Genomic DNA, 20,388 nt, shown 5'->3' with positions numbered 1-20,388 from the left:
GCTGGAACGACCGCGGTCAGTCCCCGTGGACGATGCAGACCGCGTCGAGGTCCATCGCGGCTTCGAGGGCGGCCGAGATCCCCGATTCCCCGTCGGGACCCGCGGGGGTCACGGTGTCGACCCACCACAGCGGCGTCGCCAGGGTCGGGGCGTCCGGCAGGATCCGCTCGACCTCGTCGAAGGAGTCCACCCGGCGCACGCCGAGCACGGTGATCACCGGGTGCGTGGCGTCACGGCAGACCTGCATCATCGGGCCGTCGTCGAGCGCCCGGACGCCCCAGGTCTCGTCGTGCAGCAGGAGCGCCTCCGCCACCTCGCGCGTCTCGACCGGCTGACGGCAGAGGATGGTGACGTCACGCGGCACCGTGACCGCCCACCATCCGGTCGTCGCGGACGTGGCCGTCGAGCGTGCCCTCGTCGTGCGCGGGGTCGAGCGGTGCGCCGCCGACCAGCTGCAGGAAGCGGTCCTCGTCGATGCGGTCGAGGAACGACTCGAGCGCTTCCCAGCCGTCCTCGAAGCGGACGATCATCCCACCGTCGTCGGTCGCGTCGGCACCCGGACGAGCGGCCGAGCCGGAGCCGGCCGCGAAGGTCGCGGTCGTGGTGCGCGGCGGCGGCCAGACGCCGTCGCGGTCCAGGAAGCCCGCGGCCTCGGGGCCCACGACGACGGCGAGCGGCGACGGTTCGCCGTGCGAGACGGCCCGCACCAGGTGGTCGGCGTCCCCGCGGCGCTGCATGACCACGCCGAACACGGGGACGACCTGGTCGGCGACCCGCTGCACGGCGTCGAACATCCGGTTCGCCAGCCCCGGGTCGGTGTTCTCCTCGGGCACGGTGAGCACGGCGGACATCGTCTCGACGACGACCCCGCCGACCAGGTGCGCGGTCATCGTCGCGGAGAACCCCTCGCCGACGGCGTACGAGGTCGAGATCCCGGGCGCCTCGTGCTTCGCGTACTGCGTCACGACCCAGCGGTCCCACGGCACGGTCAGCGGTTCGGCGGTGCCCCACCGGGTCGGGCAGGTGCCGACGGTGTGGCACAACGCCTCGATCGCGGAGCCCATGTCGACCGCACGGCCGGGGTGGTGCCGGAGGGTCAGGTCGATGCTGATCTGTCGCACCGAGTCAGCCGAGACCGGGTGTTCGGGCGACGGCGTGCCCACGAGTTCGGGGCCTCGGTGCACGAAGTCCTCGATGTCCGATGCGGCGACGCCGGTCCGGCCGTCACGCAGTGTGCCGTCGAAGTCGGACACCGCCCACGCGGCGCCGTACGCGCCGAGCGCGTGCCGGAGAGCCGGGGTGATCGCCGCGGCCCGGCCGGTGCGGAGCACGACCGTCCGTCCGGCGTCCGCCGACCGGCGGAGCAGCGAGGCGAGCGCATCGGTCAGCCACACGACGGGCGAGGCGGACTCGACCACGATCGCCGAGCCGACCACGTCGTCGATGAGGGGATGCCTGACCATCCGGGTCCTCCTCGGTTCGGGGCTGGAACTCCCTGGACGGTACACACGGGGGCGACACCTGTCCGTCAGGCTCGCACCCTCACAGCGGAGACTCGGGAGGCGCGACACGCGCCGGCGAGACGGCGTACGGTGCGCGGTCGGCTGGCTTCCAGGCGAGAATCCGCTAGGCTTGCCGAGTCCCGTTCTGCGGGGCGCGCGAGTGTAGTTCAATGGTAGAACTCCAGCTTCCCAAGCTGGTAGCGCGGGTTCGATTCCCGTCACTCGCTCCGTCGGACGTACGCTCGCCGCATGTCCTCCTCTCCCGGTTCCCCGGAACACATCGCACCCGTGGTCGTCATCGGTGCCGGGGTCGTCGGCGCTGCGACCGCCTACTCGCTCACCGCTCGCGGCGAGCGCGTCCTGCTCGTGGAACAGCACGCCCGCGGCCACCACCTCGGTTCCTCGCACGGTGCGACCCGGATCTTCCGGCAGGGCTACGCCGACCCCGAGTACGTCACGCTGATCAGCCGGGCGCTCGAACTGTGGGGAGCGCTCGAGGCCGCCGCCGGCGAGGAGCTCATCGTCCGCACGGGGGGCGTCGACCACGGTCGACCCGAGGTCGTCGACGCGATCGCCGCCGCCCTCGCCGACGCGGACATCCCACACGAGTCACTGACCCCGGACCAGGCGGCGGCGCGCTGGCCCGGCATCGCGTTCGAGGGGCACGTGCTGACCCATCCCTCCGCCGGGCGCATCCGCTCCGACCGGACGATCGAGGTGTTCCTGACCCTGGCCGAACGGACCGGTCTCGCCGACCTGCGGTTCGACACGCGGGTCACCGGGCTCGAGGACCACGGTGACGACGTCACTGTGGCGCTGTCCGACGGCAGCGCGGTCCGTACCGCGTCCGTGGTGGCCGCCGTGGGCTCGTGGGCCCCCACGCTGGTCGGCGGGCTGCTCGCCGGCCGCGGGGCGGGCCTCCCGGCCATCCGCGTCACCCAGGAGCAGCCGGCCCACTTCCCCAGCCACCTGCCGGACGCGGCCTGGCCGAGCTTCGTGCACTGGGCCGACGGCGACGACGTGTACGGGCTGCTGACGCCGGGCGAGGGCGTCAAGGTCGGGTTCCACGGCACCGGCCCCGTCGTCGACCCGGACCACCGGGACTTCGTGCCCGTGCCTGCCGAGGCCGAGCGGCTGCAGGCGTACGTCGCGCGGTACGTGCCGGGGGTCGACGCGACGAAGCCTGAGTTCATCAGCTGCCTGTACGACAACTCCCCCGACGAGGACTTCGTCATCGACCGGGTCGGGCCGCTGACCGTGGCGACGGGGTTCTCCGGGCACGGCTTCAAGTTCGCGCCGCTGCTCGGCGAGATGCTCGCGGACCTCGCGACGGGCGGGGCGCCGCACCCGCGCTTCGCCCTGCCGGAGCCGGTGCCCGCGCCCTGAGGCCAGCGCGCGGTCGTTCGCGAGACGCCGGCGTGTTCGTTCGACGCCGCCATGGCGTCGAGACGCCGCCGGATCCGGAGGCGTCTCGAGGACAACGAGGCGTCCTGCGCACACGCCGGCCTCTCGCACGCACGCCGGCGCCACGCGCACACGCCGGCGTCTCGCGCTCGGCCGCTACGGTGGGAGCCGTGCGCATCATCGTGGCTCCGGACTCGTTCAAGGGCACCGCGACGGCGGCGTCGATCGCTGCGGCGGTCCGCGACGGCTGGCTGACCGAACGCCCCGACGACGACGTGGTGCTCGTCCCGATGGCCGACGGCGGCGAGGGCACGCTCGACGCCTTCGAGACCGCCGTCCCCGGATCAGTCCGGGTCCCCGTCACCGTGACCGGACCGGCCGGCACGCCGGTCGACACCCACTGGCTCCGGCTGCCCGACGACCGCGCGGTGGTGGAGCTCGCGGCGACGAGCGGCCTCCCCCTGCTCGACGCACCGATGCCGGACACGGCGACGAGCCGCGGGTTCGGCGAAGCGATCGCCGCCGCGCTCGACGCCGGTGCGACGGGGCTCGTGCTCGGCATCGGGGGCAGCGCGTCGACCGACGGCGGGCGTCCGGTGCTCGAGGCGCTCGGACTCGACAGCGGGGGAGCCGGCACCGGCGGCCTCCGCGCGCTCCCCCCGCTCGGTGTCACCGTGCTCACCGACGTGACCTCTCCGCTGCTCGGTCCGACCGGTGCCGCAGCCGTCTTCGGCCCGCAGAAGGGCATCACGCCCGACCGCGTGGCGTCCTTCGACGACCGACTCGCAACCTGGGCCGCACGCTTCCCCGACGTCGACCCGGACACCCCGGGCGCCGGAGCCGCCGGCGGTGTCGGGTTCGGCCTGCTGGTGTGGGGCGCCACGCTCGCCGGTGGGGCCGCGGCCGTCGCCGAGGTCCTCGGGCTGCCGGCGCTGCTCGACGGTGCCGATGTGGTGATCAGCGGCGAAGGGTGCTTCGACGGGCAGAGCGCCGTCGGCAAGGTGCCCTCGGTGGTCCGCGACCTGACCGCGGCGCACGCTCCCGGTGCCCGCTCGATGCTCGTCGCGGGCGCGATCGAGGCCCCGCTCGACGACTACGCGGCCGCCGCGTCGCTCACCGTGCTCGCGACGCAGACCACCGGCGAGCCCGACGACGCCCTCGCCGACCCGCTGCGCTTCGCCACGATCGCGGGGCAGCGGTTGGCCCGGCTCGCCTGAGCGCGCAGAACGCCGCGACGCGCCCGTCCGCGAGCACAGGGGTGTCCTGGTTGTACCTCCCACCCGGCCGCGGCTGCGCGCACACTGGTTCCGGGCCGGAACCGGCCCGCAACGCACCACCCCCACGAGGAGATCATTGCGCACCGTCAACGCGTACGCGGCACCGTCAGCGACCGAGCCGCTCGTCAAGACCACCATCACCCGTCGGGACGTCGGCCCGGACGACGTCGCGATCGACATCGCCTACGCCGGCATCTGCCACTCGGACATCCACACCGTCCGCGGTGAGTGGGGCCCCATCCAGTACCCGCAGGTCGTCGGCCACGAGATCGTCGGCCACGTCACCGAGGTCGGCGCGAACGTCACCAAGCACAAGGTCGGCGACCGCGTCGGCGTCGGCTGCATGGTGAACTCGTGCGGCGAGTGCGAGAACTGCGTCGCCGGCCAGGAGCAGTACTGCCTCAAGGGCAACATCGGCACCTACGCCAGCGTCGACCCGGCCGACGGCTCGATCACCCAGGGCGGCTACTCGCAGGCCGTCGTGGTGAACGAGGACTTCGTCCTCCGTGTCCCCGAGTCGCTCGACATCGAGAAGGTCGCGCCGCTGCTCTGCGCCGGCATCACCACCTACTCGCCGCTGCACCACTGGAACGCCGGTCCCGGCACCAAGGTCGCCGTCGTCGGCATGGGCGGGCTCGGCCACATGGCCGTCAAGATCGCCGTCGCGCTCGGCGCCGAGGTCACCGTCCTGTCGCAGACCACCTCCAAGCAGGAGGACTCGCTCCGCTACGGCGCGAAGGCCCACTACGCGACGAAGGACCCGGAGACGTTCGAGAAGCTCGCGAACTCCTTCGAGCTGATCATCAACACCGTCTCGGCGAAGATCCCGATGGGCGCCTACCTCGGCCTGCTCAAGGTCGACGGCACGCTCGTCAACGTGGGCGCTCCGTCCGAGCCGCTCGAGGTGCCGGCCTTCGCGCTCATCCCGCGTCGGCTCAGCTGGGCGGGTTCCGCCATCGGCGGCATCCAGGAGACCCAGGAGATGCTCGACTTCTGCGCCGAGCACGGGATCCTCCCGGAGACCGAGCTCATCAGCGCCGACCAGATCAACGAGGCCTACGAGCGCGTGCTGTCCTCGGACGTCCGCTACCGCTTCGTGATCGACGCGGCCACGCTGGCCTAGTCGTCACCACACGACAGACGGGAGGCCCGGTACCAGCTGGTACCGGGCCTCCCGTCTGTCGTCTCCGGACCGTCAGCCGACCTCGTCACCGGACGGCAGCGCACCGCACCAGTCGACGGAGCCCGCGTCGATGCTCGCCTCGAGCGCGCCGGAGGCCGCGTCGACGATGCTCACGAGCTCGCCGGCCGCCGACTTCGTCGCGACCGCGACGAACTGGCTGTTCGGGGACGGGCAGACCGCGGTGACGCTCGCGTCGTCCGGGATCGTCACCGGCAGCCGGGAGGCCCGTCCCCCGTCCACGCGCACGATCCGTGCCGCGATGGTGCCGTCCGACCGCACGTCCCCCAGCACCCGCAGGTACGTGTCGTCGGACAGCTGGGCGATGCGGCCGAGGACGGCCGCATCGGTGCTCGCGGCGGGCGCCTGCAGCGCCGACTTCGACCCGTCGGTCAGGTCCAGCCGCTCGATACCGGTGCCCGTCTCGACGACGGCCGTGGTGCCGGTGCCGACGAAGCCGTGCAGGTAGGTGGCGCTGCCGAGCCGGACCGGGTCGGCCCGCCCGCTCATGTCGACGAGCACCAGGTCGTCGCCGCCCGTCCGGACCAGGGCGCTCTCGGTCCGCGGCACGTAGGCCCACTGCCCGACGGTCATCGGCACGGCGCCCGTCTTCGGCTTGCCGTTCGCCGCGATCGCCGTGGGCATGTGGGTGCCCGTCATGTCGACCACGTACAGGCCGGTGTTCCGGGACTGCCCGGTCGAGGTGTCGGCGTACTCGAACCCGAACGAGGCACCGTCGTCGGCGACGTGGAGCGCCGTGACCCGACCCTCGGAGGTCGGCAGGGTGAGGTGTTCGACGGGGGCGTCGGCGTCCTGCACACCACCGCTCAGCGCCACGATGTCGACGGACGAGCTGGCGTCCGTGCCGCTCACGACCACCAGGGAACGGCCGAGCCGGGCGTACTCGGAGATCGCGGTGCCCTCGTAGACCGTCGTGGCGCCGCCCGCGTCGAGGGAGCGCCGGACGATGCGGTCCTTCGCCCCGGCCTGCCCCGGAACGAGTGCGAGCACGTCGGTGCTGCCGGTGCGGATCGCCGCCGTCAGGTCGGACGTGGCGCGCTGCCCGGGTGCCCGGACGTCCGCGACCGTCACGGTGTACTCGCGGTCGTAGGCCAGGGGTCCGGCGAACTCGACCGCGATCGTGTTGCCGCTCGAGGTCACGGTGTGCGGCGCAGCCGGGCTGACCCGTACGTCGGCGGCGGCGACCTTCTGCAGCGCCTGGTTCGCCGTCAGGATCACCCGCTGGGCCGGACGCGTGACGAGACCGGTCGCGTCGTAGGACACGTCGCGGAGCCGCGGGCCCTGCTGCGAGCCGACGACCACGGCGAGCGCGGCGACCACGGCGAGGACCACCACGACGGCGACGTACCGGCGGTGGAAGCGGTGTGCGACGGGGCGGCGCTCGCGGCGCTGGTCTCCGCGGCGCTGGCCTTCGCGGCGCTGGTCTCCGCGGCGCTCAGAACTCATACGGGTCCTCGGGCTGCGCGATGTCGGTGATCTTCGCGGCCTTGACGACGATGCGGGCGTCGGCGGACTGGTCCGGGTTGGCGGCCAGGGCTCCGCGGACGGTGACCCACTGCCCCTCGTCGGGGACGGCCCCGGTGCCGTCGCCGTCGCCGGTCACGACGCCGAGGCCGACCGGTTGCGCGTCCACGGCGCAGCAGCTGATCACGAAGCGGGTGAGGGTGAAGGACCCGTCGTCGCCCGGCACCACGAAGCCGGACAGTTCGACCTGCTTGCCGACGAGGGCCGTGGTGTCGGTGGTCTGCCGGATCAGCGCGGCCCAGTCCTTGACGCCGTACTTCGAGGTGTCGACGCCCTCGCTGCCGAGCAGCTGCACCGCGGACTCGGAGCCGGTCGCGTTGGACAGGGTCGCGGAGTCCACGCTCCGCTGCTGGGCGGTGCGGGCGGACAGGGTCGTCGGCGGCAGGACGAGCATCGCGACCGTGACGCCGATCGTGACGACGGCGGCGGCACCGCCGAGGGCGAGGCGGACGGCGCGACCGCGGCCGGGGCGCGGCTCGTGGGCGTCGGCGTCGTGCTCGTGCTCGTGCTCGTGCTCGTGCTCGTGCTCGTGGGCATCGGCGTCGTCGTGCTCGTCCGCAGGGTGCTCGTCCGCTTCGTCGCCGTGCGTGTGGCCGTACCCGCGGGCGGTGGCCACCAGTCCGGCGATCGACGCGGGCACACCGACGGCGGCGAGCACGACGGTGAACACCGAGTACCGCGGGTTGATGTACAGGTCGAGGTGCCCGACCAGCGCGAGCCACAGCGTGCAGAGCGCCGCGGCCAGCACCGACCCGAGACCCAGGTACGCGGCCGCGTTGCTGCGTGCATCAGACGAGGACATTCATCACCAACCCGACGGCTCCGGCGAACATGACGCACACGACGGACAGCAGCACCAGGAAGCGGACCCGGAACGTCGTGCGCAGCAGGGCGATCATCTTGACGTCGATGATCGGCCCGATGATCAGGAAGGCCGTGATCGACCCGGGCAGGAACGTCGACGCGAACGACAGCGCGAAGAAGGCGTCGACGTTCGAGCAGAGCGACACCGTCATCGCCAGCAGCATCATCGCCGCGACGGACAGCACCGGGTTCGAGCCGACGGCCACCAGGGTCGAGCGGGGCACGGCGACCTGGATCGCCGCGGCGAGGCCGGCACCGACGAACAGCGCCGGCATCATCGTCGCCGTCTCGCCGCCGAACTGCGCGGCGCTCTGCCGCCAGCGGTGCAGGCCGCGGGGCGCTCCGACGGCAGCGCGGCACCGGGCCTCGAAGGCGGGGAGCAGCAGGTCGGCCGGACGGCGGTGCGCGGCGACGATCCAGCCGACGAGGTTCGCGATGACGAACCCGCCGACGATGCGCACCGGCAGGATCCACCCGGACCAGCCGAACGCCTGCGCGGTGCTGATGATGACCAGCGGGTTGAGGATCGGGGCCGCGACGAGGAACGTGACGGCCTCGGCCGGCGTGAACCCGCGCATCATCAGGCCTCGGGCGAGCGGGACGTTGCCGCACTCGCACACCGGGAACAGCATGCCGATCAGGGAGATCACGGCGCGACGGCCGAAGGCGTTCTGCGGCAGGACCTTCTCGAGCGCGCCGACCGGCACCCAGACCTCGACGACGATCGACAGCACGATGCCGAGCACCACGAACGGCAGGGACTCGACGACGACGCTGATCGCCAGCGTGAGGAAGTCCTGCACGACGTCCGGTAGCCCGGTCGACCCGATGCTCGGGGAGAACAGCCGGATGCCGAGCAGGACGACGACGGCGAGCAGCACCAGACCGGGGCCGGTGAGGCTCCGAGTGCGCTGCGGCGGCCGCGTGGTCGTCGTCACCGGGACAGGATAGGTGACGCGTCCTGCCCGGGGCTGCGCGCGCACCCTCGCACCGTGCGAGGGGACGGCCGGTGAAACGTTCGGTGCGAGGTTCTGTACTCGGTGCGGGGTCGCGAGCCTCCCACCGAGTACGGAACCTCGCACGACCCGCACGCAGCCCTCGCACGGTGCGAGGGCGGGCCGCGCGCTCAGCCCGCGGTGACGCCGTCCAGGTGTCGGTCGAGCACGTCGATCGCCCAGTCGCCGGACTCCCCCGGAGCCAGTCGGACGACCTGCAGCGCGAGCCCGTCCAGGAGCGCGTGCAGACGGCAGGCCTCGTACTCCCGGTCGTCCGCCGGCACGCCGAGCAACCGGAGGATCTCCTCGCACCACGTCCGCATCGCCGCGACGGTGCGGTCGAGCGTCGGCCGGAGCGCGACGTCGGTGAGCGCGGCGTTGCCGAGTGCCAAGTAGACCTCGAGCTCGATGACCCGCTCCTCGTCGAGGGGCAGCAGCTCGAGCACGATCCGGCGTGCGCGTCGGGCGGGCGTGAGGTCAGCCGGGATGGCGTCGATGCGCTCGCGGATCCGGTCGAACACGAGCGTGATGGTGTGCTCACGGACGCTCGCCTGGGTCGGGAACGTGTAGCGGACCGTGCTCGGCGGCAGCCCGGCCTCGGCCGCGACGTTCCGCACGCTCAGCGCTCCGAGGCCGTCGCGGGCGAGGACCCGGCAGGCCGCCTCGGACACGGTGCGGCGCCGTTCGTCGACGTCCATGCTCCTGGCCACGACGCCATACTCGCACAGTCGTACGAACTCGTGCTACCGTCGATGTCGTTGTCGCACAGTCGTACGACAACGAGAACGAACGACTCCAGCAGGAAAGGACATCGTCATGGCATGGGCAATCCTCGTGCTCAGCGGCGTGCTCGAGGCCGTCTGGGCCACCGCCCTCAGCGCCTCGAACGGCTTCAAGAAGGTCGTCCCCACGATCGTGTTCGTCGCCGGGATGGCGCTGAGCATGGTGGGGCTGGCGTTCGCGATGAAGAGCATCCCGGTCGGCACCGCCTACGCCGTCTGGGTCGGCATCGGGGCGAGCCTGACCGTGGTCGTCGCGATCCTGCGCCGTCAGGAGGCCGCGTCCTTCGCCCGCCTCGCCCTGGTCTTCGGCCTGGTGGCGTGCGTCATCGGCCTCAAGGTGGTGAGCTGACGTGGCGTGGATCGTCCTGTTCGTCAGCGCCGCGCTCGAGACCGTCTGGGCGACCGCCCTCGGCGAGAGCGACGGCTTCACCGAGCTCCGACCGACGATCGTGTTCGCCGTCACGATCGTGATCAGCCTGGTCGCCTTCGGCTACGTCCTCAAGCACATCCCGATCAGCACGGCCTACGCGGTGTGGACCGGTACCGGCGCCGCGCTCACGGTGCTGTGGGGCATGGCCACCGGCGCGGAGCCCGTCACCGTCCTGCGCCTGCTGTTCATCGCCGGCATCGTCGGGTGCGTCGTGGGCCTCAAGCTGGTGCCGGCCCGCCCCGCCGCCGAACGCACGCGCTGAGCGACAGCTCACGCACCAGCGACCCCGTGAGGTGTCGCTGACCCCGTGACGTCGGCGCGGGCCCGAGGACGCGCGCCGAGACGGACGGGAGGCCCGGTGCCAGCTGGCACCGTCCCTCCCGGCACGGCCGTCGTGCCGCTGGCGCGTCACGCCGGAACCGGCGGATGGGGCCCACCTCCCGGCACGCTCGGGGCCGCGCCCACCGCGCATGGTGAGCAGCAATGGTCGGGTCACCTCGCGGGACCCGACCATTCCTGCTCACGATGCGAGCGCTGGGAGCGCTGGGAGCGCTGGGAGCGTCAGACGGACGCGCCCGTCCACTCATCCTCGGCGGCGACGTGGTCGCTGCCGACCGTGCCGGCCGCCATCGCGGCAGCGGCACGTGCAGCGTGCGACGGCGGGTCCGACGGGACGTCGGCGGGGCGACCCTCGTCGTTCAGCTTGCGCAGCTCCGGCACGATGTCCGTCGCGAGGATGTCGATCTGCTCGAGCACCGTCTTGAGCGGCAGACCGGCGTGGTCGATGAGGAACAGCTGGCGCTGGTAGTGGCCGACGTGGTCCTTCATCGCCGCGTACCGGTCGATGACCTGCTGCGGCGAACCGACGGTGAGCGGGGTCTGGGCGGTGAAGTCCTCCATCGAGGGGCCGTGACCGTAGACCGGGGCGTTGTCGAAGTAGGGCCGGAACTCGTTGATCGCGTCCTGCGAGTTCTTCCGCGCGAAGAACTGCCCACCGAGCCCGACGATCGCCTGGTCGGCGCGGCCGTGCCCGTAGTGCTCGAAGCGCTGGCGGTACAGGCCGACCATCTGCTCGGTGTGCTGGATCGGCCAGAAGATGTTGTTGTGGAAGAAGCCGTCACCGTAGTAGGCGGCCTGTTCGGCGATCTCCGGCGTGCGGATCGAACCGTGCCAGACGAACGGCGGGACACCGTCGAGCGGACGCGGGGTCGAGGTGAAGCCCTGCAGCGGCGTGCGGAACTTGCCCTGCCAGTTGACGACGTCGTTCTCCCACAGCTGGCGGACGAGTGCGTAGTTCTCGATCGCCAGGTTGACGCCCTGGCGGATGTCCTGCCCGAACCACGGGTAGACGGGGCCGGTGTTGCCGCGGCCCATCATCAGGTCCATGCGGCCGTCGGAGACGACCTGGAGCATCGCGTACTCCTCGGCGATGCGCACCGGGTCGTTGGTGGTGATCAGGGTCGTCGACGTGGACAGGGTGATGTCCTTCGTCTTCGCCGCCAGGTAGGCGAGCAGCGTGGTCGGCGACGAGGCCACGAACGGCGGGTTGTGGTGCTCCCCGGTCGCGAAGACGTCGAGCCCGGCCTGGTCGGCGTGCTCGGCGATCGTCAGGATGTCGCGGACGCGCTGGGTGTCGTCCGGCGTGGTGCCGGTCGTGGGGTCGGTCGTGACGTCACTGACCGTGAAGATGCCGAACTGCATGATGCGCCGCCTTTCGCGATTTCGATGCGTTTGCATCGACTTGCTCGGTACAACGTAGCGCACGGCGTGGCATTCCCGCCAGGCTCACGCCCGTCGGACAAGCAGCCTGGAGGCCCGAGTCGGCTCCCGGGTCAGCCGACGGCTTGCAGCGTGGCTGGGTCAGCGGGCGGCCGGCAGCGTGGCCGTGTCAGCCGGCGGCCGGCAGCGCGGCCGGGTCGGTGCGCGCGGCGTGGTGCATCCCGTCGAGGAACCACACGATCGTCACGACCGCCAGGACGCTCGCACTGGACGCCAGCCGTCCCGCAACCAGGATCGCAGCGTGGTCGTGCGCGCCGCCGCCGGTCAGGCCGACCACGAGCGCCGCGACACCGATCGCCAGCGTGACCCCGGTCGCGACGACGAGCACGACGCTCACCACCCGCCGCGGCCCCCGCCGACCGTCACGGTCACCCCGGAGCCCGCGGTCGACCCGGGGCCCGACCGCGCGGACGATCCCGAGCCAGAACATCGCGATCGCGCAGGCACCGATGATGTCGCTGACCCGGTGCCAGCCGTAGACCACGGTCTGGTTCGCCACGAAGACCGCGTACCCGGCACCGACGATGGTCACCAGCGGGCGGAACCGACGAGGCGTGACCATCAGGACGGCGAACAGCGCCGCCAGCGCGATCGTCGCGTGCCCGGACGGGAACGAGTTCGGCGTCGTCGACTGAGCGATCTCAGGGCGCACGGCGATACGCTTGACGAGCGTCGAGGTAGCCGCCGACGCGAGCACCACGACCCCCGCGCCGAGTCCCACCGAGAGCCGCCGTCTGGCGAACGCCACGGCGACGATCACGACGACGAGCAACAGGATCACCGGCACCGAGATGACGTTGAGCGCAGTGTCCGAACTGAACAGGTCGGACTCCCGGACCCCGCCGAGCGCGGCGTCCTCCGCTTTCTGACCGACCGGGGTCAGCACCGCGACCCCGTAGACGAGAGGCACGATCACGAACCCCAGAGCCGCCAGCGCAGCCCACCGCCCCCGCCGCGAGACCCACGGTCCGCGCGACTCGGATGCACTGAGCTCGGGTGTCAAGGTCACCGGGCTGGTCCTCCTCGGGGTGGTCGTCGTCGGGCTCGTCGCACGACTGGCGGCGGCGCTGCGATTGGGTCGGTCGGGGTCCGACACGATACCGTTGGAGCACCGGCCGGAGGCTGGGAACCGCACCCCCGTCGGCCGTGCACTGCGCGCTGACACGAGGGGATCGGTGATCCCCGCCGGGCCGTCGCACCACGCGGGACCGACGCACGTCGCGTCGGCAGTGTACGAGGAGGAAACCGAAGTGGCCATCAAGGAACCGGGCATCATCGCCTCGCCGAACCGGGGTCTCGCACTCACGGCCGGCGGCGTCCTCGCACTCTGGGGCGTCCTGGGCTTCTTCTTCGCCGCCGACGGCGACCCGGGCTTCTTCAACCGCCAGGGCGGCATGCTGTGGAACGCGTTCGGCGTGAACCCGGCGCTCTGCCTGGTGTGGGTGCTGCTCGCCGCGGTGCTGCTCATCACCGGCCTCGGCAACACCGTCGGATCACGCAACGGCAACCTGCTCGTCGGGGTCCTGCTCGTCGTCTTCGCGGTGTACGGCTTCGTCTTCGTCGACACCTCGGCCAACGTCTTCGCCCTCAACACCACGGACAACGTGTTCCACGCCGTCGTCGGTGTGCTCCTGCTGCTCACCGCGCTCGGCGCCGACAAGGAGAACCTCCGCGCGCTGCGAGCGGCGCGCGCCTGACGCACCCGCTCGACCGCACTCCCCGACGCCCGTCTGCCGCTCCGGCAGGCGGGCGTCGTCGTGTGCGGAGTCGGGCGGCGGGGTGTCGTCCGGTCACGACTCCCCGCTCAGGTCCGCCGACCGGTCACGAACCGTCGGCTGGGGCGCGTCGGAGCGACAAGTCGTGACCGCTCGAGGCGGCACCGACGGGGAGTCGTGACCGCTCAACCGCCCCGCGCGCAACGGACGGGACCCGCTCGGACGGCGGTGTGGGGACAGCCGCAGGTCGGACGCGTCAGTCGGCGTCGGGCTCGGCGTCGGGCTGCTTCTTCGGGGCCTCGAGCTCGGTGGCGACGATGCGGGGTGCCTCGGACATGAAGCGTCGGACGTCCAGGTCCACGATGATGTCCTGCGGCCGGAGCGGGCGGGTGAGGAACAACCCCTCGAGCGAGGTCAGCCGCGACAGCGCCACGTACGTCTGGCCCGCGCTGAACACCCGGTTGCCGAGGTCGACCACGGCCCGGTCGTAGGTGCTGCCCTGCGACTTGTGGATGGTCACGGCCCAGGCCAGTCGGAGCGGGAACTGCTGGAACTCCCCGACGGTGTCCTTCTTGAGTTCCTTCTTGTCCGCGTCGTAGGAGTACTTGAACTTCTCCCACACCGACGGCTGAACCTCGAACGACTCACCGTCGACGTCGACCCAGACGGTGTCTCTGATGGCCGTCACGATGCCCAGGGTGCCGTTCACCCAGCGCTGGTCGGCGTCGTTGCGCAGGAACATCACGTGCGCGCCGGGCTTCAGCTCGAGGGCTTCGTCGGCCGGGAAGTTCCGTCCGCCGAAGTCGCCGTTCACGTCGGCCTTGGCGGTCTTCACCTTGCCGGGCAGCCGCTCGAGCGCCGCCTTGTTGATCCGGGCGACCGTGTCGTTGCGGGTCGCCAGGGTGATGGCGTCGTCCGGAGCCGGACGTGCCCCGGCGGTGTTGAGCTGCTCGGCGATGTCCGCGGTGACCCGACCGTGCCGGACGGCGGTGAGCATCGCGGCGAAGGCGTCGTCGCGCTGCCGGTGCACCGTGGCGAGCTCGATGATGTTGAGCTCGGCCTCGAGCCACACCTTGGCGTCGAAGAACCACATCGACCGGTAGTGGTCGGTGAAGTAGGCGCGCTCGTCGGCGTCGCCGGGCACCGGGGGCAGCTGGTACGGGTCGCCGAACATCACGACCTGCACGCCGCCGAACGCCTCGAACTGCCGACCGCGGGCCTTGCGGAGCGACCGGTCCATGCCGTCGAGCAGGTCGGCGTTGACCATTGACACCTCGTCGATGACCAGGGTGTCGATCGTGTTGAGGAGCTTGCGGGTGTCCGGGCCCTGCCGCAGCTCGGCGTCGGCGATGAGCCCGATCGGCAGCCGGAACAGGGAGTGGATCGTCTGGCCGCCGACGTTGAGCGCGGCGACCCCCGTCGGCGCGCAGATGACGACCTGCTTCTCGGTGTTCCACGACAGGTGGTTGAGCAGCGTGGACTTGCCCGTGCCGGCCCGGCCGGTGATGAACACGTGGTCACGGGTGTGCTCGATGTACTCGAAGACGGCGCGCTGTTCGTCGCTCAGCTCGATGCTCATCGGGCGTCCGCCCCGGGCGAGGGTTCGAGGTCGTCACTGCCGTCGTCGAAGTCCAGGTCGTCCGGGTCGTCCTGGTCGACCCGGGCAGCGGGCTCGGCGGCGGCGGTCGGACCGGCCACAGCTGCGTCGCCGGCAGCAGCTGCGTCAACGACGTCGACCGGGTCTCCGCCGTCACGCCGCAGCCGCACGAGCACCACCACGACCACGGTCACCAGGAGCAGCACGCCGGCGACGATCAGCACCAGGCCGGCCCTGGCCTGGTCGACGAGCGGGTCCGGCCCCCACGTCCGGCCCATCGCGCCGAACCACGACGCCTGCAGCAGCCCGAGCGGTCCGCGCATCGCGATGCCGAGCGAGACCGTGCCCGCCGCGATCACCACGGCCCCGACGATCCGGACGGCCGCGGCAGCCGCGGTCGGACGACGGTGCCCGGCGGGGATCGGTGTGCAGAGCGTCGGGACGGCCAGCAGCCCGACCAGCAGGAACACGGCGTCGCTGACGGTGCGGCCGGTGGGGTCGCTCACCGACCACCGGACGGCGTCGGTGGCGAAGAAGGCCCACCACAGGCCCGCCGCGAGCAGGAACGCGGGGAACGGCTGCGCCAGGTACCGCACGGAGGGGTGCTCGACGATGACGTCGGTCCACTCGCGCACACCCGTGCTGTCGTCGTTCCGGGGGTGCACGGCGGCGCGGATCAGGGCGACGGGTGCCGCCGCCCACACCAGGGCGGGGACCACCAGGCCGAGCAGCACGTGGGCACCGACGTTCGCCGAGACGAGGAACCGGTCGTACTGGTGCAGCGAGCCCGAGGTCGCGACCACCAGGGACACGACCGCCAGGGCCGCGGCGATCGAGCGACGCGCCGGCCACCGCACGCCGCCCCGCCGCAGTCGCACGACGCCGGCCACGTAGGTCGCAGCGAGCAGGACGGCGGCCATCAGCCAGAACAGGTCGATGTTCCACTGGGTCAGCCAGCCCCACGCACCGGGCGCGTGCGGCAGCAGGTCGTCGGTCAGGAGCTCCGCCGGACTCGGGTCGGTGGTCTTGCTCAGGGCGATCTGGTCGACCGGGGTGGCGGTCCGCCCGAGTGCCGCGGCGAACCCCGACGCCACACCCATCACCGCGAGCTCGACGACGATGAGGGTCCAGAAGGGCCGCTGCCGACCGGGCGAGGTGGTCAGCGCACGGATGGCCCGACGACGCTGCACCGCGCCGAGGACCCCGATGGCGACGATCGCACCGATCTTCACCAGGACGAGCGTGCCGTACGGGGTGAACAGGTTCGACAGCGCCCCGACGCGGATCTGCGCCGACGCGGTGCCCGAGACGGCGACGAGCACGAAGCAGCCGAGGGCGATGCTCGAGTACCGGGCCACGACCGCCGCCAGCCGGTCGCCGGGCAGCACCCCGCGCAGCAGCACGAGCATGACGAGCCCACCGACCCACAGCGCCGCACCGACCAGGTGCAGCCCCAGTGCCGTCACAGCGGCGTCGTGGCTGGCGGTGCCGGCGGCGTGGCCCTGCTGCGCGAGCGGGATGAGGCCGATCATCGAGACGCCGGCGGTCAGGGCGACCATGCCCTGCGAACGGACGGCGAAGCAGAGCACCGTGACGGCCGCGGCGACGAGGACGGTCACGAGCCAGGCCAGCCCGAGCTCGGTGCCGGTGAGGAAGACCCCCATCGACTGCCCGAACTGCTCGTCGATGCTGATGCGCGAGCCGGCGACGCTGAGGAACGTGCAGAACGTGGCGACGGCCGATGCGACCGTCCAGACGCCACTGGCCCCGGCGGCGACGTCGATCGCGCGGTTCCACTCGGGGCCGGAGCGCGAGATGCCGATGGTCGCCAGTGCGAGCCCACCGATCGTGGTGGCCGCGGACAGGTCGACGACGAGCCGGGCGATCGGCAGCCCGAACCGGACGACGGGCCCCGGGTCGGCGATGAGTGCGGGGTTCGCGCCCCCACCGATGACGAGTGCCGTGAGCAGCGCCACGAACCCGACGAGCAGGAGCACGGCGGGACCGGCGATGCGCGCGATCCGATTCACCCGTCAAGCCTAGGCGGTGCCCACCCGGCCGACGGACGGGGCGGGCCGATCTGTGCAAACCGGCACGGGCCTCCAGGCCGGCCATGCACACCGGGCGCACGCACGCGCGCCCGACCGAGCACCCGTCCACGCACCCGCCCGGGAACGACGAAAGGGACGGCCGAAGCCGTCCCTCCCGATGCGCGGAACAGTCTTACTTGACCGCAGCCTTGAGCTTCGAGCCGGCGCTGACCTTGACCGAGTCGCTCGCGGCGATCTCGATGGCGTCACCCGTCTGCGGGTTGCGGCCGGTGCGGGCGGCGCGGTGCGTCTTCTCGAAGGCGATCCAACCCGGGATCGTGACCTTCGTGCCGTCGGCGACGGACGACGAGACGACGCTGAAGAGCGCGTCGACGACGCCGTTGACGGTGGCCTGGCTCTGGCCGGACTCAGCGGCGACGGCAGCGACGAGCTCGGTGCGGTTCAGTGACTTGTCAGCCATGGATGTCCTCCTCGGACTTCTTGCAGTATCGGTCGGACGCACGTGTCGTCCGGCGCCCGGAGCGGTTGCCCCGTGCCACGGTGCCAGTGGGCCGAGGGCCCGGCGGAACCGGAGTTGAACCTACCAGCCGCCGGGGGTGAAAACCGCCGACTCGCCCGGATTTCCGGGGTTGTCGGGGCTCCGAGGGGGTGCTGGAGGGGCAGATGTGACGAATGACGGCTCGCGTGTACCCCGTACACAGCGAACGCCCCGCCACCAGGAGGTGACGGGGCGTCGTGTACTGCGAGTGCTTACCAGGAGCTCTTCGTGATGCCGGGGAGCTCGCCGCGGTGGGCCATGTCACGGAAGCGGACACGGCTGATGCCGAACTCACCGAGGTGGCCACGGGGGCGGCCGTCGATGGCGTCACGGTTGCGGTACCGGATGGGCGATGCGTCGCGGGGCAGCTTCTGCAGGCCCACGCGGGCGGCCTCACGCGACTCGTCGGTGCCGTTCGGGTCCACGAGGGCCTTCTTCAGCTCGAGACGACGCTCGGCGTAGCGCGCGATGATGACGGCACGCTGGTTGTTCTTCGCGATCTTGCTCTTCTTCGCCATGCTTAGCGCTCCTCACGGAAGTCGACGTGCTTGCGGATCACCGGGTCGTACTTCTTCAGCACGAGTCGGTCGGGGTTGTTCCGACGGTTCTTCTTGGTCACGTAGGTGAACCCGGTGCCCGCCGTCGAGCGGAGCTTGATGATCGGACGGATGTCCTGACCCTTTTTCGCCATCAGATCTTCTCCCCACGGGCGAGGAGATCCTTGACGACGGACTCGATGCCACGTGCGTCGATCACCTTGATGCCCTTCGCGCTGAGCGTGAGCGTGACGTTACGACGAAGCGAGGGCACGTAGTACGTCTTCTTCTGCACGTTCGGGTCGAAGCGACGCTTCGTCCGGCGGTGCGAGTGCGAGATGTTGTGACCGAAGCCGGGAACGGCGCCGGTCACCTGGCACACTGCTGCCATGGTTTCCTCCTGAGTACCGTGCGACCGGACGGCCGCACCCAAGTTCACTTGCCTGGTGCACACGCGCACTGCCACCGGGGTGACCGTGCGAGGGGGTTGTGTGCACCGCCCAGGTCCGCATCCCCTGTCGAAGGAGAGCCGGACACCGCGCGACCGCGGCGTTCGCGACGGTCGGAGGGCTTGGAACAACGGGTCCGCCGCGCGCACGCGGAGAACCAGGGGTCCACGTTACGCGAGGACCGGGCGTGTCGCAAGCCGCGCCTCCAGGCCTGGAGGCCCGTGGCGGTCGGACCGGACCGCTCACGCACCCGCGTGGTCGCCCCCACCGCCCGCGGGTCGACCGCGCGGGAGCCCGACCGGTGCCATGAGCAGGTACCGTTCCCGCCGGATCCAGTACAGGCCCGTCTCCCGCCGCTCCGCCCGGGTGGCGAACCGGTAGTGGAACATCCGTGCGCGGACCCAGCGCGGCGGCTCCCCGTCGAACGGGTCGTGGGCGAGCAGCCGCAGCGTGGGCCTGTCGGCCTCGAGCAGCCGCACGACGAACACCCGGAACCACCGGTCGTCGGCGCCGAGGGCCAGGAACCACATCAGCCAGTCGAGCCGCAGGTGGTACGGCGCGAACTGCCCGGGCCGACGCCTCGGATCGCCCGGCTTGCCGCGGAACTCGTACGGTTGCCAGTCCTCGTCGGACGGGTCCTCGGCCAGGGTTCCCTCGACGATGACCTCGTCGCGCTGCTGCGTCACGCTGCCGAAGGCACCGTAGGCGTTCGCCAGGTGCCACCGGTTGAACGAGGCGTTCATGAGCTGCCGCCGCGACACCAGGTTCCTCGCGGCCGGCCAGGACAGCCAGGCGAGCAGCACCCCGACGGCGACCGTCACCGCGACGAAGGAGACCGGCGTCGCGGTCGGCCCGGCCTCGACGCTGTCGTGCAACCAGGGCAGCACCGCAGCCACCGACCGGTCGTCGATCGCGGCGAAGGCCAGGACGAGGGTGATCCAGTTCAGCCAGGCGAAGTTGCCGGAGACCACCAACCAGAGCTGGGTGAGCAGGACGAGGGCGGCGGCGATCGACGCCACGGGCTGCGGCGCGAAGAGGAAGAACGGCACGACCAGCTGCACGAAGTGGCTGCCGAGCGTCTCGAACCGGTGCACGGGGCGGGGCAGCAGGTGGGCCGTCCGCGACACCGGGTTCGGCATCGGCTGCGTCTCGTGGTGGTAGTACAGCGCCGTCAGGTCGCGCCAGGAGCGGTCCCCGCGCATCTTGATCATGCCGGCGCCGAACTCGAGCCGGAACACCAGCCAGCGCAGCGCGACGAGCACGACGATCGGCGGCGCGACGTCGTCGGAGCCGAGGAACGCGACGGTGAACAGCGCCTCGACCAGCAGGGACTCCCACCCGAAGGCCCAGAAGGTCTGCCCGACGTCGGAGATCGACAGGTACGCCAGCCAGAGCAGCAGGAAGCACAGCATCGGCACCCACCACGGGGCCCGTTGCGGGACACCGACGACCAGGGCGAAGGACACCACCGCTCCCCCGCCGGCGAGCAGCCGCAACCGGTTGTCGGTGTAGCGCCACCACCGCCAGACCACCGGCAGCCGGCGGGCGTACGGGCGCTCCATGAACCGGGGCACCGGGAGCAGGCCGCGTTCCCCGACGAGCACCGGGAACTGGGCGAGGGCGGACAGGAAGGCGAGGCAGGCGATCGCCGCGACGCCGCGTTGCACCACGAACCGGGCGACGTCGTAGTCGGACGCGCCCGCCCACTGCGTCCAGGCTGCGAGGTCCACGGGCGGGACGCTAC

21 protein-coding genes and 1 tRNA gene are annotated in these 20,388 nt (G+C 71.7%); 7 read left to right on the top strand and 15 right to left on the bottom strand.

Translation table 11 applies throughout. From position 1 onward, the window contains the following. Positions 1–16 precede the first annotated feature (16 nt). Positions 17–364: a hypothetical protein gene (locus tag DEJ00_RS05970; protein ID WP_027464937.1), complete on the bottom strand. Its 348-nt coding sequence runs from the start codon at positions 362–364 to the stop codon at positions 17–19. Continuing rightward, entirely contained in the window at positions 354–1,463 is a 1,110-nt protein-coding gene (locus DEJ00_RS05965) for a DUF6177 family protein (protein WP_111056711.1), read from the bottom strand. Before DEJ00_RS05965 ends, DEJ00_RS05970 begins: the two co-directional genes overlap by 11 nt. 195 nt (positions 1,464–1,658) lie before the next feature. Here DEJ00_RS05965 and DEJ00_RS05960 point away from each other — a divergent pair. The 4 genes from DEJ00_RS05960 (at position 1,659) to DEJ00_RS05945 (ending at position 5,306) form a co-directional block, all read left to right on the top strand. Further along, a tRNA-Gly gene (locus DEJ00_RS05960) sits at positions 1,659–1,729 on the top strand. Between the two features lie 22 nt (positions 1,730–1,751). Further along, positions 1,752–2,888: an FAD-dependent oxidoreductase gene (locus DEJ00_RS05955; protein WP_111056710.1), complete on the top strand. Its 1,137-nt coding sequence runs from the start codon at positions 1,752–1,754 to the stop codon at positions 2,886–2,888. Between the two features lie 188 nt (positions 2,889–3,076). Further along, a complete protein-coding gene (locus DEJ00_RS05950) occupies positions 3,077–4,123 on the top strand; it encodes a glycerate kinase (protein WP_111056709.1) in 1,047 nt (348 codons plus the stop codon). 136 nt (positions 4,124–4,259) lie between these two features. After that, positions 4,260–5,306, top strand: a complete 1,047-nt coding sequence (locus DEJ00_RS05945) for an NAD(P)-dependent alcohol dehydrogenase (RefSeq protein ID WP_071246224.1) — start codon at positions 4,260–4,262, stop codon at positions 5,304–5,306. Between the two features lie 72 nt (positions 5,307–5,378). Here DEJ00_RS05945 and DEJ00_RS05940 read toward each other — a convergent pair whose 3' ends face one another. The 4 genes from DEJ00_RS05940 to DEJ00_RS05925 form a co-directional block, all read right to left on the bottom strand. Beyond that, positions 5,379–6,830, bottom strand: a complete 1,452-nt coding sequence (locus DEJ00_RS05940) for a hypothetical protein (RefSeq protein WP_146247878.1) — start codon at positions 6,828–6,830, stop codon at positions 5,379–5,381. Then, a complete protein-coding gene (locus DEJ00_RS05935) occupies positions 6,820–7,710 on the bottom strand; it encodes a TIGR03943 family putative permease subunit (RefSeq protein WP_111056707.1) in 891 nt (296 codons plus the stop codon). The genes DEJ00_RS05940 and DEJ00_RS05935 overlap by 11 nt, the downstream gene beginning before the upstream one ends. Beyond that, the gene (locus tag DEJ00_RS05930) at positions 7,697–8,710 is read right to left on the bottom strand and encodes a permease (protein WP_111056706.1); all 1,014 of its coding nucleotides are present in this window, start codon (positions 8,708–8,710) and stop codon (positions 7,697–7,699) included. The genes DEJ00_RS05935 and DEJ00_RS05930 overlap by 14 nt, the downstream gene beginning before the upstream one ends. A gap of 188 nt (positions 8,711–8,898) precedes the next feature. Next, positions 8,899–9,477, bottom strand: coding sequence for a TetR/AcrR family transcriptional regulator (locus DEJ00_RS05925; RefSeq protein WP_258373556.1), 579 nt, complete (start codon positions 9,475–9,477; stop codon positions 8,899–8,901). A 106-nt stretch (positions 9,478–9,583) separates the two neighbouring features. Between DEJ00_RS05925 and DEJ00_RS05920 the strand changes: the two genes are divergently transcribed. Both DEJ00_RS05920 and DEJ00_RS05915 read left to right on the top strand, forming a co-directional pair. Continuing rightward, positions 9,584–9,898, top strand: coding sequence for a multidrug efflux SMR transporter (locus DEJ00_RS05920; protein ID WP_027464946.1), 315 nt, complete (start codon positions 9,584–9,586; stop codon positions 9,896–9,898). A gap of 1 nt (position 9,899) precedes the next feature. Continuing rightward, the gene (locus DEJ00_RS05915) at positions 9,900–10,241 is read left to right on the top strand and encodes a multidrug efflux SMR transporter (RefSeq protein ID WP_111056704.1); all 342 of its coding nucleotides are present in this window, start codon (positions 9,900–9,902) and stop codon (positions 10,239–10,241) included. A gap of 299 nt (positions 10,242–10,540) precedes the next feature. On the opposite strand, the gene DEJ00_RS05910 is transcribed toward DEJ00_RS05915, so the two are convergent. After that, positions 10,541–11,680, bottom strand: coding sequence for a CE1758 family FMN-dependent luciferase-like monooxygenase (locus DEJ00_RS05910; protein WP_027464948.1), 1,140 nt, complete (start codon positions 11,678–11,680; stop codon positions 10,541–10,543). 187 nt (positions 11,681–11,867) lie between these two features. Continuing rightward, positions 11,868–12,767, bottom strand: coding sequence for a phosphatase PAP2 family protein (locus DEJ00_RS05905; RefSeq protein ID WP_181440090.1), 900 nt, complete (start codon positions 12,765–12,767; stop codon positions 11,868–11,870). Positions 12,768–13,008: 241 nt separating this feature from the next. Between DEJ00_RS05905 and DEJ00_RS18450 the strand changes: the two genes are divergently transcribed. Next, complete coding sequence (locus tag DEJ00_RS18450) at positions 13,009–13,455, top strand: DUF4383 domain-containing protein (protein ID WP_027464950.1); 447 nt, start codon at positions 13,009–13,011, stop codon at positions 13,453–13,455. A gap of 274 nt (positions 13,456–13,729) precedes the next feature. Here the strand turns inward: DEJ00_RS18450 and DEJ00_RS05895 are convergent, their stop codons facing one another. The 7 genes from DEJ00_RS05895 to DEJ00_RS05865 form a co-directional block, all read right to left on the bottom strand. Then, on the bottom strand, positions 13,730–15,052 hold the full coding sequence (locus DEJ00_RS05895; RefSeq protein WP_071246239.1) for an ATP-dependent RecD-like DNA helicase: 1,323 nt from the start codon (positions 15,050–15,052) through the stop codon (positions 13,730–13,732). Continuing rightward, entirely contained in the window at positions 15,049–17,100 is a 2,052-nt protein-coding gene (locus tag DEJ00_RS05890; protein ID WP_111056701.1) for a cytochrome c oxidase assembly protein, read from the bottom strand. Before DEJ00_RS05890 ends, DEJ00_RS05895 begins: the two co-directional genes overlap by 4 nt. 193 nt (positions 17,101–17,293) lie before the next feature. Continuing rightward, positions 17,294–17,581: an HU family DNA-binding protein gene (locus tag DEJ00_RS05885; RefSeq protein ID WP_017886454.1), complete on the bottom strand. Its 288-nt coding sequence runs from the start codon at positions 17,579–17,581 to the stop codon at positions 17,294–17,296. 290 nt (positions 17,582–17,871) lie between these two features. Beyond that, positions 17,872–18,177, bottom strand: a complete 306-nt coding sequence (gene rpsN / locus DEJ00_RS05880) for a 30S ribosomal protein S14 (RefSeq protein ID WP_017886455.1) — start codon at positions 18,175–18,177, stop codon at positions 17,872–17,874. Between the two features lie 2 nt (positions 18,178–18,179). Continuing rightward, on the bottom strand, positions 18,180–18,350 hold the full coding sequence (gene rpmG, locus DEJ00_RS05875) for a 50S ribosomal protein L33 (RefSeq protein ID WP_017886456.1): 171 nt from the start codon (positions 18,348–18,350) through the stop codon (positions 18,180–18,182). Beyond that, positions 18,350–18,586, bottom strand: coding sequence for a 50S ribosomal protein L28 (gene rpmB, locus DEJ00_RS05870; RefSeq protein WP_027464952.1), 237 nt, complete (start codon positions 18,584–18,586; stop codon positions 18,350–18,352). Before rpmB ends, rpmG begins: the two co-directional genes overlap by 1 nt. 300 nt (positions 18,587–18,886) lie before the next feature. After that, entirely contained in the window at positions 18,887–20,374 is a 1,488-nt protein-coding gene (locus tag DEJ00_RS05865) for a lipase maturation factor family protein (protein ID WP_111056700.1), read from the bottom strand. Between the last annotated feature and the right edge of the window lie 14 nt (positions 20,375–20,388).

The sequence above is a fragment of the Curtobacterium sp. MCLR17_039 genome (assembly GCF_003234745.1).
GTDB lineage: Bacteria > Actinomycetota > Actinomycetes > Actinomycetales > Microbacteriaceae > Curtobacterium > Curtobacterium flaccumfaciens.
This window is presented reverse-complemented; position numbering and strand designations above follow the sequence as displayed.

Bases quoted from the DNA above. Each gene is read 5' to 3' on its own strand.
- DEJ00_RS05940 (WP_146247878.1), bottom strand. From the start codon at position 6,830: ATGAGTTCTGAGCGCCGCGGAGACCAGCGCCGCGAAGGCCAGCGCCGC.
- DEJ00_RS05895 (WP_071246239.1), bottom strand. From the start codon at position 15,052: ATGAGCATCGAGCTGAGCGACGAACAGCGCGCCGTCTTCGAGTACATC.
- DEJ00_RS05910 (WP_027464948.1), bottom strand. From the start codon at position 11,680: ATGCAGTTCGGCATCTTCACGGTCAGTGACGTCACGACCGACCCCACG.
- DEJ00_RS05965 (WP_111056711.1), bottom strand. From the start codon at position 1,463: ATGGTCAGGCATCCCCTCATCGACGACGTGGTCGGCTCGGCGATCGTG.
- DEJ00_RS05955 (WP_111056710.1), top strand. From the start codon at position 1,752: ATGTCCTCCTCTCCCGGTTCCCCGGAACACATCGCACCCGTGGTCGTC.
- rpsN (WP_017886455.1), bottom strand. From the start codon at position 18,177: ATGGCGAAGAAGAGCAAGATCGCGAAGAACAACCAGCGTGCCGTCATC.
- rpmB (WP_027464952.1), bottom strand. From the start codon at position 18,586: ATGGCAGCAGTGTGCCAGGTGACCGGCGCCGTTCCCGGCTTCGGTCAC.
- DEJ00_RS05935 (WP_111056707.1), bottom strand. From the start codon at position 7,710: ATGTCCTCGTCTGATGCACGCAGCAACGCGGCCGCGTACCTGGGTCTC.
- rpmG (WP_017886456.1), bottom strand. From the start codon at position 18,350: ATGGCGAAAAAGGGTCAGGACATCCGTCCGATCATCAAGCTCCGCTCG.
- DEJ00_RS05920 (WP_027464946.1), top strand. From the start codon at position 9,584: ATGGCATGGGCAATCCTCGTGCTCAGCGGCGTGCTCGAGGCCGTCTGG.
- DEJ00_RS05885 (WP_017886454.1), bottom strand. From the start codon at position 17,581: ATGGCTGACAAGTCACTGAACCGCACCGAGCTCGTCGCTGCCGTCGCC.